Consider the following 12,713-nt stretch of genomic DNA (forward strand, 5'->3'; position numbering starts at 1 on the left):
TCAGGCGGTGCAGTTCTTCTGGGCGTCGGTGCGCACCTTGCGGCCGGTGAACTCCTCGAGAATCGAGATGTTCTCCGGCGCGTAGTTCTTCTCGGTGATCTTGTCGGCGTTAGGGCTGCCGAGTTTGCCGGAGTATGGCGCGGACTTCTCCAACCAGTAAGCGGTGCGCAGGAATTCGGTCAGCACCCAGTCGCGCAGCTTCGGCTCGTTCTTGATCTTCGCCCAGTAGTCGGGGTGCTTGTCCTTGGCCACGCGCAAGTACAGCAGCAGATACCGGAGGTTGGTCGCGGCGATATCCCTGGAATTACTGGCGCCGATGCCCTTGATGTACTCCTGCACCACGGTGACCGCGGGCAGGCCCATCAGTCCGGCGTTCAATTCCGCGGTCACGCCTTGCAGGTGGTAGTCGCCCTGCTGCTTGTCCCGCAGATAGATGCCGTCCATGTCGTCGCTGAGCTTGTCCTTGATCAACGGCAGGATTTCCTTACGCGGGAAACCGCCGTACAGCGGGATGTTCGTCAGCTGCTGCGTGGCATTGATCCAGGACGCGGTGTATTTGTCCCACTCGGTGCGGGACCCGTCCAGGTCCCACATGTGCGTTTCCTCGTGAATCGCCACCATCATCGACTCGGCGAACGCCTCGAAACTGCTCGTATCCACGAACTGATTCCAGTACTGATCCTTCGCCTGGGCGATCGCCAATTTCTGCCCGCTCGGCCAGCGCCGCTGGTACATGGCTTGCAGGGTCGGCATCCAGTTCGACCGGTTGAACCGTGCCTTCAGGTCGCTGATGTCGGCCTGCGGGGTGGAGGGTTCCTCGTAGCAGAAGGGCGCGGCCGCGACCGGATCCTGGGCATCGGGCGCCGCCACCGCCACCGAGCCCGGCCCGATCGACAGGACCAGGCAGGCGGTGACCATGGGTAATAGACGTTTACGGTTCATGAGAATCTCGCTCGGGGGTGTGCAGGGGTAGGGCGGGTGCTGGACAGCAGGACGAACCCGATACCGCGGCACTGGGCATTTCGACAATTGCTCACCGAGACCGCAGGGCATTCGACCAAAAATCGAGATCTGTTGCGCGAGAGGCTGTCCCAGCGACGGCCGCGAGGTACGCCACCATTTCTGAACAACTGTTTGAATGGTGACATGAAAGACATCCCCGGATCTCCCCAGTGGGAAGTGGGGATAAATGCGAGAATTTACCCTTGAATTATTCGACAGCGGCAACTCGCACGGAACGCGAAGATGCGTAAGCCCGATCGCGAACTCCCCCGGTGCATATGCCGCCTGGTCGGCGACGAGGCCCTCGGCACGCGACGACCCCGTACCGGGCGAGCGGAAACGCTCGCCCGGTCCAGCGGGTTGTTAACGCCCGGAACCGCTTTCGAGGAACTCGCGGATGAAGCAGAGGGGGCAGATGGGGTCGAACGGCGCGGTGACCGTGGTGGCGGAATTCGACGGCGGATCCACCGGTGCGGCCGAGGCGATCGCGGGTTGCGCGGCGAGCGCCAGGGAAATGGCTCCGGCGGCGAGAACATTCAGCATGGGACGGTTCAAGAGATCCTCCACGTTGATGAGATGAGCCGTGAGGGTAGCAAGGCCCGCCGACCCGGTCATGCCCCGAATTTCGGGCGAGGCGTCAGACGAGTGCGTGCTCTTCGACCGGTGCGCTCAGGTTCGTGCCGTTGAGATCCAGGTACAGCGAGCGTTCGGTGACGGACAGGGTCGCGGTGTTGCGGCGGTCGAGCGCGGCGACGGCGGCATCGATGAAGTCGCGGTCGAAGCTGTAGAGCGGGATGTCCTCGGCCCGGTGGATGCGCTTGCCGGCGAGCTGTGCGAGTACCTTCGCCGGGTCGCGATGGGTATAGACGGCCGCGCGCCCGGCCAGCTTGCTGCCGCGGTGCAGGCGTTCGGCATCGGGCGCACCGACCTCGATCCAGGCCGTGATCCGTCCGGTCATATCCCGGACCAGCACGGCGGGCTCGTCGGTGGAGGAGACCCCGCCCTCGCTGAACGCGATACCTTCCCGATACTCGAGGCAGTAGGCGAGCAGCCGGGTGATCATGAACTCGGCGGTCTCGGACGGGTGGCGCGCGACCCGCAACTCCAGATCCTGGTAGACCTCGCGATCGACGTCGGCCAGCTGAACGGCGAAGTGGTGCAGTGTTGCGGGAAGGGCCATAAGACCAGGAGCTTAGGTGACTCCTGCCGCCGGCCGTGCCGCGCGACCTCGGTCAGGGGATGAACCGGGTGTCCGGGTGCCGCGGGCTGTTCCCGTCGAACAGGTCGGTGCCGAGGTGTTTCAGGTGCAGATCGAAGAACGCCGCGATGTAGTCCTGCTGCGCGTCCACCGATCGAGCCGGATTGATCGTGCCGACTTGCTGCTCGCGCAGCTTCGGCGTGAGCAGGCCGGCGCACTGCGGCACCGCGATCTGCAAGTCGGTGAAGCTGTTGTGCGCGGCGCCGTCGAAGTGCAGGTCCCGCTTCCACCCCGGCTGACCGGCCCAGAACTGACCCCAGCTCGGGTCGGCATCGTCCACGTGCGAGTGCTCGAATCTCCGCCCCGTCTGCGGATGCACGCCGTCCGCGCCGACCAGCATGAACGGCCGGTCCAGTCCGTGCTCGACGACCTCGCCGAGCTTGCCGGCGTTCATGCTGCCGTCGAAGTTGATCCCCGCGGCGATGCGCCGATCCCGGTACATCGCCTCGCCCGCGGTGTAGCCGCCCAGCGAATGACCGAACATGCCGACCTTCGACAGATCCAGCGCACCCGCCAACCCCGCTGGGAGCGTGCGATTCTCGGCGTCGGGGTTCTCCCCTCGGTGCAGCCGGTCCAGTTGGTCGAGCACGAACTGCGTGTCCGCGACCCGGGTGTCCATCGCGGTCGCGAGGAAGGCCGGGTCCGGCTTCGCGTCGCTGGTGACCATGCGCCCGCCGGGAAACTCGACCGCCTGCGCGTCGTAGGTGTGAGAGATGGACACGACCACGTAGCCGTGGCTGGCCAGGTCGTCGGTGCGCACCGAATTGAGCTCGCGCACCACCCCGAAGCCGTGCGAGAACAGCACGACCGGCCAGGCACCGCCCGTGCGGTCCACCTCGGCAGAGTTGCTCGCCAGGCGTTCGGTGCCGCCCCAGTCGATGGTGCCGGGCGTCAGTCCGTCCTCGGGCGCCGCGGTCGCTATCCGATCGACCGCGGCCGCTATGCCCGGCGACATCCAGGCGGCGCGTTCCCCGGTGCGCCGCGCGGGGTAGCTCACCGTGACCATCAGCTCCCGCTTGTCGGCCGGATGCCACGGATCCGGCCGCGAATCCACCAGATGCAGGTCCGTCGTCCCGATCGGGTAGCGCCCGCTCAGCGGCGGCAGGGTGATCTTCGCCGGGGTGCTGGGGGCCGGCGCGGTCTGGTCCTGCCCGCACGCGGTGAGCAGGACGGTCGCGGTCATGGCGGCGGTCAACGCCAGCGCGCAGCTGCGCAATGTGAACACTTCGGTGGTCCTCCTCGACGTCGGCTCGGCGCCATCATGGCAAAACCCGGCGTACCTGCGCGTCAGCCCGGCGGAGGAGTCGATGTACCCCGGGATGCGTAGGGGACTACCCCCAGAGGGCCGAGCCGCGACCGGCTCGTCCCCCTAGACTGTCGATCGAGAGGAAGGGACCCCTGATGAAGCGAAACCTGAACTGCCCCTGCGGAGAAGCCATCGTCGGCACCGACGAGGATGATCTTGTGGCGAAGACACAGGCCCACCTGGCCGAGAATCATCCGGGTCACGACTACTCGCGCGACGAGATCTTGTTCATCGCTTATTGATTCGGTTATCGGTTCAGCTCCGGCCAGAGGACCTGATCCGGCTGGCACAGGCTGGCCGATCGGGTGGTGGGTACCGGGCCGGTGCCGGGGGTGAAGGCCCACTGGGAGATCGGTCCGGCCGCCTTCCAGCGCAGCGCGCCCGACGCGTCCGCGACCACCTCGTACACCGACTCGCTGCCGCCGACGAGCTGGGTGCCGACGCAATAGTCGGTGTATTCGGTGCCGGGTTGTTGTGCGCCCACGCTGAAGTTCCCGGTCGGCGCCGTGGTGGCACCCGGGTTCGCGACGGTGCGCGGGGCCTGGGCGTCCGCCCCGTGGGCCCAGCGCGGTGCGCCGAGTTGATCTGTGGCGCAGGTGAATGCGCGGCCGCCGGCGGTGACCGCCGTGCCCTGCGGGTAACCGGTTCCGGCCCAGAGACACTCGGCCGCGGGTGCGGCGCCCGCACTGCCCGCGGCCGCGCCGACCAGACCCGCGGCGGCGACCGCGGCCGCGGCGATGGCCAGCCCGCCGCGCCACCGGGTGGACCGCCCGGAGGCGTCGTGCGCAGCTGATTCGCGTTCGTTGTCGATCATGTCCCGACCATAGGAATCGGTTGCCCGGCTGAGCATCACGCCGCAGCGCTATTTGCCGTCGATACCGCAGTGCTAGGGGTGATTCCGCAGTGCGCGGCGGCTCGGACTCAGGGTGCCGAGGGCCCGCCCGGCGGTGTCCGATCAGGCCAGTGATGTGTTGTGTCACAAGGACGCCGACGCTGTGCTGTGCGGTTGCACGGCTGAAACCCGGCGCGAACCCGGTGACCGGCCCACCGACAAGTTTTCGGTCGAGCCGACCGCATATCGCCGAAACATGCTCTGCTGTATGGTCTCTCGCGGGGGTGTAGACGCGGAATATTTCGTCCGTCGCCCTGCTCGGTGGGAGGTCCGATGATAGGATGGGTCGGAGCTGAGGAATGTTCGGGCAGATGAGTTCCTCGGCTGAAATCGTTGAGAACAAGGCGGGCTCCGCCTTGTTCTTCGTGTGCGAGAGGGGACTTGGACACGTACTCCCAATGGGTGTGCCTGAGGCACGTGGTGTAGGTCGAACGGTTATTCCTTCGGTGTGGAATACCGTCGGTTTGTGGTGTCCTGATTCGAATTGTTCGGGATTTCCTTTGTTGTCATCGTGGCGACTGGTCGGTCGTCGCGCCCCGAGACTTGATCACGCCATATATGGTGGCGTACAAGCATGTCCGGTGTCGCCCTCGTGGTCGGCGTCGAAGTCCAACTCTTAAGCGTATCCGCGCCGCTGCCTGTTTCGGGCTGGAACTGGTAGGTTCCGAAATGTTTCCGAAAGGTGACGCGTTTGATCTCGGGGTTAACACCATTCACAAATAACGCCACGAATCACGCTGGCGATCCGCAGATTGCGAATGCAGGGGGCTTTCGACACCGTATCGTTGCCGGAACTCTGCCAATGTGAAATATTGCTGTCCGCGCTAGTTAGTCACTGCTGACCCGGCACAGCGCCGTGCCTACCGCATCGATTCGTCCCGCTTGTTGTGGTGGTTCGGATCGGTACTGGCAGCGGGGCGAAGTGTGCTACGGAATGATCTCGGCTTCGACGCAGGAGTACCGCCGTGAGTGAACACAGGTTGAACGTGGACGACGATGCGAGAGTCGGAGTTGCCGACGTAGTCATCGAGATTCCTATCGAGTCGATAGACATCAGCGGCGCACTGCGCGTGCGAGCTGAGGACTCGGCGCATACGCAGGTGCTAGCTACGACGGAGGCGGAACTGCCGCCGATCCTGGTGCATCGAGAAACCATGCGGCTGATCGACGGTGTGCACCGTCTGAAGGCCGCGAAATTGAAGGGGGACACCGTCATCCGGGCGCAATTCTTCGACGGCACCGAGGAGGAGGCGTTCGTGCTCGCGGTGCAGGCCAACATCGCGCACGGCCTGCCGCTGTCGATTCTCGATCGCAAAGCCGCCTCGTTGCGCATCATGCGGATGTATCCGCTGTGGTCGGATCGCAAGGTCGCCGAAGTCGCCGGGCTGGATCACAAGACGGTCGGCGCGGTGCGCAGGCAGTCGTCTGGGGATGTTCCCCAGACGAGGCACCGACTAGGGCGCGACGGCCGGATGCGCCGCGTGCGTCGTCCGGACGTCGAACACCAGCGCCGGAAAAAGCCCTGCGACGGCAGCGACGCGGCGCCGCTCGCCCCCGATCCGGCACCGCCGGAACGGGTTTGCCCCTCCTCGGTCCTGCAGAGCCTGCGGCGCGATCCGTCGCTGCGGCTCACCGAGACCGGACGAACGGTGCTGCGCTGGCTCGACGCCAGTCCGCGCACGCCCACGCAATCGCTCGATCTGGCCGACCGCATCCCGGAACACTGCCTGAATCTCGTGCTCGATATGGCCCGGCAGAACGCGGCGAACTGGCAGGACTTCGCGACCCGAATCGGCGATCGGCTGCACAGTAAATGACGACGGATTTTACCTCGGGAGACGGTGCGTGACTTGCGAATCGAATTAATTTGCAGGTCGCGCACCGCCGAGTCCCCGGTCCCGCGATTCACCCCGCCGACGCTGCCGAGCGTCGGCGTTTTTTCGGCCCGGAGCGGACCGTGCGTCGCGGGGGCCGTCGGTCGCGGCGGCGAAGATCCGTCGGCGGGCGCCGTGCGGGTGATGTCCGGGCAGCGCCGGTACGGCTCGGCGGCGGCATAATTCGTCGCACTTGCGCCGAAAGCGGGGTTGCCCCAGCGTAAGTGCGGGACACTTCGCCGGATTAGCGCTACGGGCTAATTAATTAACCCGTGATACGAAGTCCCCAGTATCTCCCCAGTCGAAAATAACGCCCGCCGTGTGTTTCTACTTGGATATGAAACACCCACATCGAAGGGCGGCTCGCTTCACCGCTACCGCGGTGTTCGTATTAGCGGCAACGGCTTTCACAACCAGCTCCGGTGCCCTCGCCCAGCCAACGACAACCACACCGCCGGCCACCCCTTCGACGTCGGCGCCCACCACTACGCCGACCGGTCCCTCGACCACCACGTCGACCGATACCTCGACATTGTCGCCGACTATCTCGACGACCGAGACCGCGCCGACCACCACGTCTGCCGATCCGTCGACGACCTTCTACCCGTCGACCGAACCGACGACGTCGGCACCGACCACGCCTCCGTCGCCGACCACATCGACGACCACCACCCCGCCGACCGCGACGACCGTCGTGCCGACCACGTCCACCACGCCGGGCATCTTCGAACTCCCCACCCTGCCGAAGAACCCGTTCACCGATCCCGACGGGATCATCGCGCAGGTCATCTTCAAGAACCCGCTGCCGAAGCCGTCGGGCACGCCGTCCGACGCCCCAGCGATCGCGCAGGCGCAGGCGCAGACCGTGCAGCAGGCATTGGGTGCCGAATCGGTCGGCAGCCTCGTGGTGGACAAGGCGTTCCAGGCCGGGCCGGGCGCCACGGTCCGGCTGCGGCAGCAGATCGACTCGGTGCCGGTCTTCGGCGCGACGGTCGCGCAGTCGCTGGCCGCCGACGGCTCGCTCACCTCGGCCAGCGGCGCACTGGCACACAAGGTTCAGGGCAAGTACCCGACGGGCGTGAGCACGCCGCCGGCCGCGGTCGCCGCCACCGCGCTGCGCACGCTGGCCACCGAGACCAAGCAGTCGCGGGACGGATTCGCCGTCGGCGCGACGGTCGCCATGTGGTACGACCCGAAACTGGCGGCCAGGAGCGGCGCGGCCGGCGTGGCGGTCCCGGCGTACAAGGTCACGGTCAAAAGCGCAGGCGCGCAGGGTAAGCAGCCCGTGCAGTGGGTCGTGTTCGTCGACGCCAACAACACCGGACGCGTGCTCGACGGCTGGCGCGAATCCGAGCATCCCGAGCGCGACGTGTGCGAGGCGGGTCGGACACCGGCCGACCCCGACGGCAGGCCGGAAACGCTGGCGTCGCGCTGCCGCCGCTGAACGTGTGCCGCCCGGCGGCGCATTGATTTACGGGGATCGGACGGCGGTGTGCGCCGTCCGCGTTCCCGGCAGTACCTGCGGGATGCCGAGTTGGCATCGCCCGCAGTCGATGACAGATCCGCTCGAGCTTCGACACGCGCGCGCGACCCAGCTCGGTCCCGGATCGCCTACCACAGAGGTTGTGCACCATGCGAATTCAGAAATGGTCTGACAGAGGCAATCCGATTCCCGTCGCGCTCAGAGCCCGGCCGGTCGCGGTGTCGGCGTTGGCGCTAGCGTTGAGCCTCACTGCCGGGGTGGCCGCGGTATCCGCCGCACCGGCGGATTCGCCGAACGGGGCGGCGGCCAGCGCGGCCGACCCGACGCCGGGCTCCGACGGACTGGGCGATCCGTACTACCCGAAGGACGGCAACGGCGGCTACGACGCGACCCACTACGACGTCGCCATCGACTACAACCCGCCGACGCACAACCTCAAGGGCAAGGCCACCATCACGGCCAACGCCACGCAGAACCTTTCGGCGTTCAACCTCGACTACGCCGGTCCCGCGGTGAGCGCGGTGGCCGTCAACGGTCAGACCGCCACCTTCCGCAAGACCGGCGAGCACGAACTCGTGGTGACGCCGAAAGCGGCGCTGCCGCAGGGGCAACCGTTCACCGTCGTGGTCGACTACGCCGGCACGGTGCCCAACAGCAACGGCAACGGCTGGACCTACTCGCCGTCCGGCGGTGCCTTCGCGGCGGGCGAACCGCATTCCGCGACAACGTGGTACCCGCTCAACGACACCCCGTTGGACAAGGTCACCTTCACCGTGAAGGCCACCGTGCCGACCGGCTGGGACGTGGCCTCGAACGGGGTGCGCACGTCGGATGTGGCCGCCGGTACGGGTAAGCACACCGTCACCTGGGAGGCGAAGGATCCGATCATCGGGTACCTGACGACGATCGCGATCGACAAGTTCACCCGGCTGAACCAGCGGGCCGGGAATACGCCGCTGGAGAGTTTCTTCGCACCGGGCGGAGCGCAGCAGAAGAAGGATCTGGAAAAGAAGCTGCCGGGCGTGCTCGCCTTCGAGGAAGGGCTGTACGGTCCGTATCCGCTGGAGGCGGGCGGCGGCATCTATGTGGACACCAACCTGCAATTCTCGCTCGAGACGCAGACCCGGCCCATCTACGCGCCGTGGACGGACCTCAACACGCTGATCCACGAGAACGCCCACCAGTGGTGGGGTGATTCGGTCTCGGTCAAGGATTGGCGCGACGTCTGCCTGAACGAATGCTTCGCCAGCTACACCGCCGACATCCTGTATCCCGAGCGGGTCAATCACCAGAACGCCGATCAGATCTATCGCCGGGCCCTCGCCAGCGCCGATCAGCAAGGCGTCTGGTCCACTCCGCTCTACGATCCCGGCAAAGGCAACGAGTTCACCGTGGTCTACAGCCGCGGGCCGCTGTTCCTGCACGCGCTGCGGCGTTACATCGGTGACGATGTCTTCTTCGCCGCAGTCAAGGATTTCGCGCAGGGGCACAAGGGTGGGAACGCGTCGATTCCGGAGTTCCGGCAGTTCGTCCAGTCTCGCACCAGCAAGAATCTGACCGGGTTCTTCGATGCCTGGCTGAACGGGCGCAAGCGGCCGGCGAGCGAGTACCTGTACCCGGGCAGCCTCAACAACCAGGGCCTGCAAGAAGCTCCCGAGGCGCCGGGGGCCGATGCCTGGCCGTTCGGCCGCGGGGATCGGAAGTGACGCCGGTCTCCACGAGACCTGAGTTGCCGCAGCGCATCCGGACCTTCGTCGCTGCCGCAGCCATCGCGCCGTTCATCGTGGGTGTGCTGCATGCGGTGCCGGGGTCGGATGCGCGGGGGCAGGTTTCCGCGCCGCACAGCCGGTTGGCGAAATGCGCGCAGGTGAATCCGATCGAATCCCGGACGCTGCGTGCGGAAGGGATAGCGGGACAGCGTAATTGCGGTGTCGGGCACTGGGCCGACCCTGGTAATGGCGCAGCCACTCCGGCGGGTACCAAGGGTGTCTTCAAGAAGAAACCTTCGTATCTGGAGGCTTGACGATATCCGCTGGGCCGCTGCGTATTTTGCGCAGCGGCCCGGTCTCGTGCTCGCACCGGGAAGCGCCGCCGGTCCCCTCCACCTGCGGCACTCCCCACACCGCGTCGGGTCGGGCCGGCGCGTCGTTGCGCGGCCCGGTATGCCGGGTGCGCTGCCCATCATCACCGGCGTCGACGGTCGTTGGCTTGGACGAATGTCCGGCTGTCGGGAGGTGGCCGTGGGTCGTGCGGGCACCTCGGGGTTGACCTTCGAGCTACCGTGGGGTGGCAACTCGGTCGTTCTACCCACGTTGGAGGCTTCTTGCGCACCCTCGCTCGTGTACTGCTCGTGCTGCTGGTTCTCGCCGGTGGGACGGCCTCGACGGTGCCGATGGCGCTCGCCGGGCCCACGGTGCCGCCGGTGATCATCGACCGCGCCACCATGGACCGGATCGATGAGGTGCTGGGTGTGCGCAATGGTGCGCCGGCCGGGCAGAGCAAGGGGGAGCTGCTCGAGCTGTTGTCGCGGCAGTTTCTCGGTACGCCGTACGGTGCCGACATGCTGATCGGTTCCGCGACCCAGCGCGAGCAGTTGGTCGTCGACTTCCGCCGGGTCGATTGCTTCACCTATCTCGACTACGTCGAAGCGCTCAGCCGATCCGCCGATAAGGATCAGTTCCTCGCCAACCTGGTCGAAACCCGCTACACCGGCGGGCGAGTCGACTTCTCGCAACGCAAGCACTTCTTCAGCGACTGGGTGAGCACGCCGAGAATCGCCGCCACCGACGTCACGGGCGCGGTGAGCACCGGCGCGGTGACTGTTGCCAAGCGGCTCAACGCAAAGGGTGACGGCGGGACGTATCTACCCGGATTGCCGGTGGTCGATCGCCCCATCACCTACATTCCCAGTGCCGCCGTGAACGACAGCGTCATCGCCGGCCTCCGCACCGGCGACTACATCGGCGCATACAGCGACGACCCAGGACTGGACGTCACCCACGTCGGAATCTTCGTCATGACCCCCACCGGCCCGATCTTCCGCAACGCCTCCTCCCTCGCCGCGAACAACAAAGTCGTCGACTCCCCATTCTCCGACTACCTCCACTCCATCCCCGGCATAGTCGTATACCGCCCGCAGCAGTAGCCCTGCACTTCGGCGAGCGGAGCGCCGTTTGGAAAATGGTTGGACGTGTGGGGCGGTATCGCGCAGCATCGACGCATGTCACAGGCTGTACTGCGTACTCGGCGGATCGTGTTGGTTCCGCTGGCTGAGGAGCACTTCGAGTACGAGGTGGAGTTGGATTCCGATCCGGCGGTGATGCGGTATTTGGGGAACGGTGGGGGTCGGAGTCGCGCGGAGGTCGAGCAATTCCATCGGCGTCGGGTTGCTGTCGCGGAGCGGGCGCCCGGGCTGGGTTTCTGGGTCGGGTTCGTCGAGGGACAATTCGTCGGGTGGTGGCTGCTCGAGCCGCCGGAACGAGCGGACCAAGGGCCGGTCGACGCTCAGGCGGAACTCGGGTATCGGCTGCTGGCCCGCTACTGGCGACAAGGTCTGGCCAGCGAAGGCGCGCGCGAACTGATCCGGCACGGCTTCGAAGACCTCGGACTGACCCGGATCTTCGCGGAAACGATGACGGTGAACGCGGCCTCCCGCGCGACCATGGCGGCGGTCGGCATGAAGTACGTCCGCACGTTCCACCAGGAATGGGACCACCCGATACCCGGCGCCGAACACGGGGAAGTCGAGTACGCGATCACCGAAAACGATTGGGTCCCATAGCGCGAAGGCGCCGTCGATACAGCAGGCCGAGTTCGCGCGTGCCGGATCCGGGTGGGTCTTCGAGCTCAGCTGGTTGCGAGCGTCTGCCGCAGGAAGGTGATCAGCGCTGCTGTTGTCTCGACGGGACGCTCCAGGTTTGGCAGGTGGGCTACTCCGAGAAGTTCCAGGTGGTGGGCGTTCGGGAGGATGGCGGGGAGGTGGGCGGCGAAGTCGCGGAAATCCGGTAGGTCTAGTTCGCCGGAGATGGCGAGTGTCGGTGCCGTGATCGCGGACAGGTCGAATCGGGTTGCGGTACTGCCGGGAGCGTCGGCGGCGGACAGTTGAAGGTCGAAGGCGCGGCGCTGCATTTGCCGCACGGCGGCTTGCGTTTTCGCATCTGCGGCGGGGCCGAGCCACGTGGTCACGTTGAGTTCCACTGCGCCCGCGATATCGCCGGCGTCGAGCAGGGAGTCCTCGCGCGCACTGAACGCCGCCAAGGCGGCGCTCGAATCATGTTGGGGAGCAGCGGAACACAGCAATGCCAGGGCGGTCGTGCGGTGCGGCCGGCGGGCAGCGAATTCCAGGGCGACTTTTCCACCGTAGGAGGAGGCGATGAAAGCGGCCTGTTCGATGTCGAGAACATCCAAGAGGGCGAGGACATCGTCGGCATCGTGATACGCACGAGGTGGTACCGGAGCGTCGCCGAAACCGCGGAAGTCGCAGCGCACCACTCGATATCCGGCATCGATGAGGGCGACCCACTGGGGATCCCACATTCGCCGGTCACACACTCCCGCGTGCAGCAGGACTACCGGCGGGCCGTCGCCTGCCACGTCGTGGGGAAGAGTCATCGCTCGAACGCTAGTTGGCACCCGGCGCCCGCGCATTCGAATATCACCTCGCACGCGGTCGGACGGCTCGGTATTTCCGCTGGGCCGCGGCTTGCGGGCGTCTTCGTCCCGAAAGTGATGCCGGGGTCATGAGCGTCTGGAGGGATGGTTCGGGTGCTGGTGGCCGCGGACGGCCGATTGGGCCCGCTGTCTCGGAGCGAATGCTCGAACAGGTTGGGCTTCGATCGTCAGCGGGACGTGGTTGCGGCGGAGACGAGTGCAGGCGTTGTGATGTCCCGGTTGGGCAT

At 66.3% G+C, this 12,713-nt stretch carries 14 protein-coding genes; 7 read left to right on the top strand and 7 right to left on the bottom strand.

Annotation, left to right across the window (positions count from 1 at the left end; genetic code table 11):
* The 4 genes from ACFYO1_RS32845 to ACFYO1_RS32860 all read right to left on the bottom strand — a co-directional run bounded on the left by ACFYO1_RS32845 (position 1) and on the right by ACFYO1_RS32860 (position 3,485).
* Positions 1 to 942 carry a hypothetical protein gene (locus ACFYO1_RS32845; protein ID WP_387239636.1) on the bottom strand — a complete coding sequence of 314 codons (942 nt, stop codon included), beginning with the start codon at positions 940 to 942 and terminating at the stop codon, positions 1 to 3.
* A 423-nt stretch (positions 943 to 1,365) separates the two neighbouring features.
* Positions 1,366 to 1,617 (bottom strand): hypothetical protein, encoded by a 252-nt coding sequence (locus ACFYO1_RS32850; RefSeq protein WP_387239639.1) that lies wholly within the window; start codon positions 1,615 to 1,617, stop codon positions 1,366 to 1,368.
* Positions 1,618 to 1,639: 22 nt separating this feature from the next.
* Positions 1,640 to 2,182 (bottom strand): YaeQ family protein, encoded by a 543-nt coding sequence (locus ACFYO1_RS32855; protein ID WP_387239642.1) that lies wholly within the window; start codon positions 2,180 to 2,182, stop codon positions 1,640 to 1,642.
* Between the two features lie 52 nt (positions 2,183 to 2,234).
* Positions 2,235 to 3,485 (bottom strand): alpha/beta hydrolase family protein, encoded by a 1,251-nt coding sequence (locus ACFYO1_RS32860; RefSeq protein ID WP_387239645.1) that lies wholly within the window; start codon positions 3,483 to 3,485, stop codon positions 2,235 to 2,237.
* A gap of 176 nt (positions 3,486 to 3,661) precedes the next feature.
* On the opposite strand from ACFYO1_RS32860, the gene ACFYO1_RS32865 reads away from it, so the two are divergent.
* Positions 3,662 to 3,808 carry a DUF1059 domain-containing protein gene (locus ACFYO1_RS32865; RefSeq protein WP_150404935.1) on the top strand — a complete coding sequence of 49 codons (147 nt, stop codon included), beginning with the start codon at positions 3,662 to 3,664 and terminating at the stop codon, positions 3,806 to 3,808.
* Positions 3,809 to 3,813: 5 nt separating this feature from the next.
* Here the strand turns inward: ACFYO1_RS32865 and ACFYO1_RS32870 are convergent, their stop codons facing one another.
* Positions 3,814 to 4,380 carry a hypothetical protein gene (locus ACFYO1_RS32870; RefSeq protein WP_387239649.1) on the bottom strand — a complete coding sequence of 189 codons (567 nt, stop codon included), beginning with the start codon at positions 4,378 to 4,380 and terminating at the stop codon, positions 3,814 to 3,816.
* Positions 4,381 to 5,423: 1,043 nt separating this feature from the next.
* Between ACFYO1_RS32870 and ACFYO1_RS32875 the strand changes: the two genes are divergently transcribed.
* Positions 5,424 to 6,275: a ParB/RepB/Spo0J family partition protein gene (locus ACFYO1_RS32875; protein ID WP_378723387.1), complete on the top strand. Its 852-nt coding sequence runs from the start codon at positions 5,424 to 5,426 to the stop codon at positions 6,273 to 6,275.
* Positions 6,276 to 6,659: 384 nt separating this feature from the next.
* Here the strand turns inward: ACFYO1_RS32875 and ACFYO1_RS32880 are convergent, their stop codons facing one another.
* On the bottom strand, positions 6,660 to 6,908 hold the full coding sequence (locus ACFYO1_RS32880; protein WP_387239652.1) for a hypothetical protein: 249 nt from the start codon (positions 6,906 to 6,908) through the stop codon (positions 6,660 to 6,662).
* Positions 6,909 to 7,026: 118 nt separating this feature from the next.
* Between ACFYO1_RS32880 and ACFYO1_RS32885 the strand changes: the two genes are divergently transcribed.
* From ACFYO1_RS32885 to ACFYO1_RS32905, 5 genes are all read left to right on the top strand, one after another.
* Positions 7,027 to 7,776 carry a hypothetical protein gene (locus ACFYO1_RS32885; RefSeq protein ID WP_387239655.1) on the top strand — a complete coding sequence of 250 codons (750 nt, stop codon included), beginning with the start codon at positions 7,027 to 7,029 and terminating at the stop codon, positions 7,774 to 7,776.
* Between the two features lie 188 nt (positions 7,777 to 7,964).
* The gene (locus ACFYO1_RS32890) at positions 7,965 to 9,521 is read left to right on the top strand and encodes a M1 family metallopeptidase (RefSeq protein ID WP_387239658.1); all 1,557 of its coding nucleotides are present in this window, start codon (positions 7,965 to 7,967) and stop codon (positions 9,519 to 9,521) included.
* Complete coding sequence (locus tag ACFYO1_RS32895; RefSeq protein WP_387239661.1) at positions 9,518 to 9,838, top strand: hypothetical protein; 321 nt, start codon at positions 9,518 to 9,520, stop codon at positions 9,836 to 9,838. The genes ACFYO1_RS32890 and ACFYO1_RS32895 overlap by 4 nt, the downstream gene beginning before the upstream one ends.
* A 300-nt stretch (positions 9,839 to 10,138) precedes the next feature.
* Positions 10,139 to 10,960, top strand: a complete 822-nt coding sequence (locus ACFYO1_RS32900) for a DUF1460 domain-containing protein (RefSeq protein WP_387239664.1) — start codon at positions 10,139 to 10,141, stop codon at positions 10,958 to 10,960.
* A gap of 75 nt (positions 10,961 to 11,035) precedes the next feature.
* Positions 11,036 to 11,596 (top strand): GNAT family N-acetyltransferase, encoded by a 561-nt coding sequence (locus ACFYO1_RS32905; RefSeq protein ID WP_387239667.1) that lies wholly within the window; start codon positions 11,036 to 11,038, stop codon positions 11,594 to 11,596.
* Positions 11,597 to 11,661: 65 nt separating this feature from the next.
* Here ACFYO1_RS32905 and ACFYO1_RS32910 read toward each other — a convergent pair whose 3' ends face one another.
* Entirely contained in the window at positions 11,662 to 12,426 is a 765-nt protein-coding gene (locus tag ACFYO1_RS32910) for an alpha/beta fold hydrolase (RefSeq protein WP_387239670.1), read from the bottom strand.
* Positions 12,427 to 12,713: the final 287 nt, after the last annotated feature.

It is taken from the genome of Nocardia sp. NPDC006044 (genome assembly GCF_042871115.1).
Lineage (GTDB): Bacteria > Actinomycetota > Actinomycetes > Mycobacteriales > Mycobacteriaceae > Nocardia.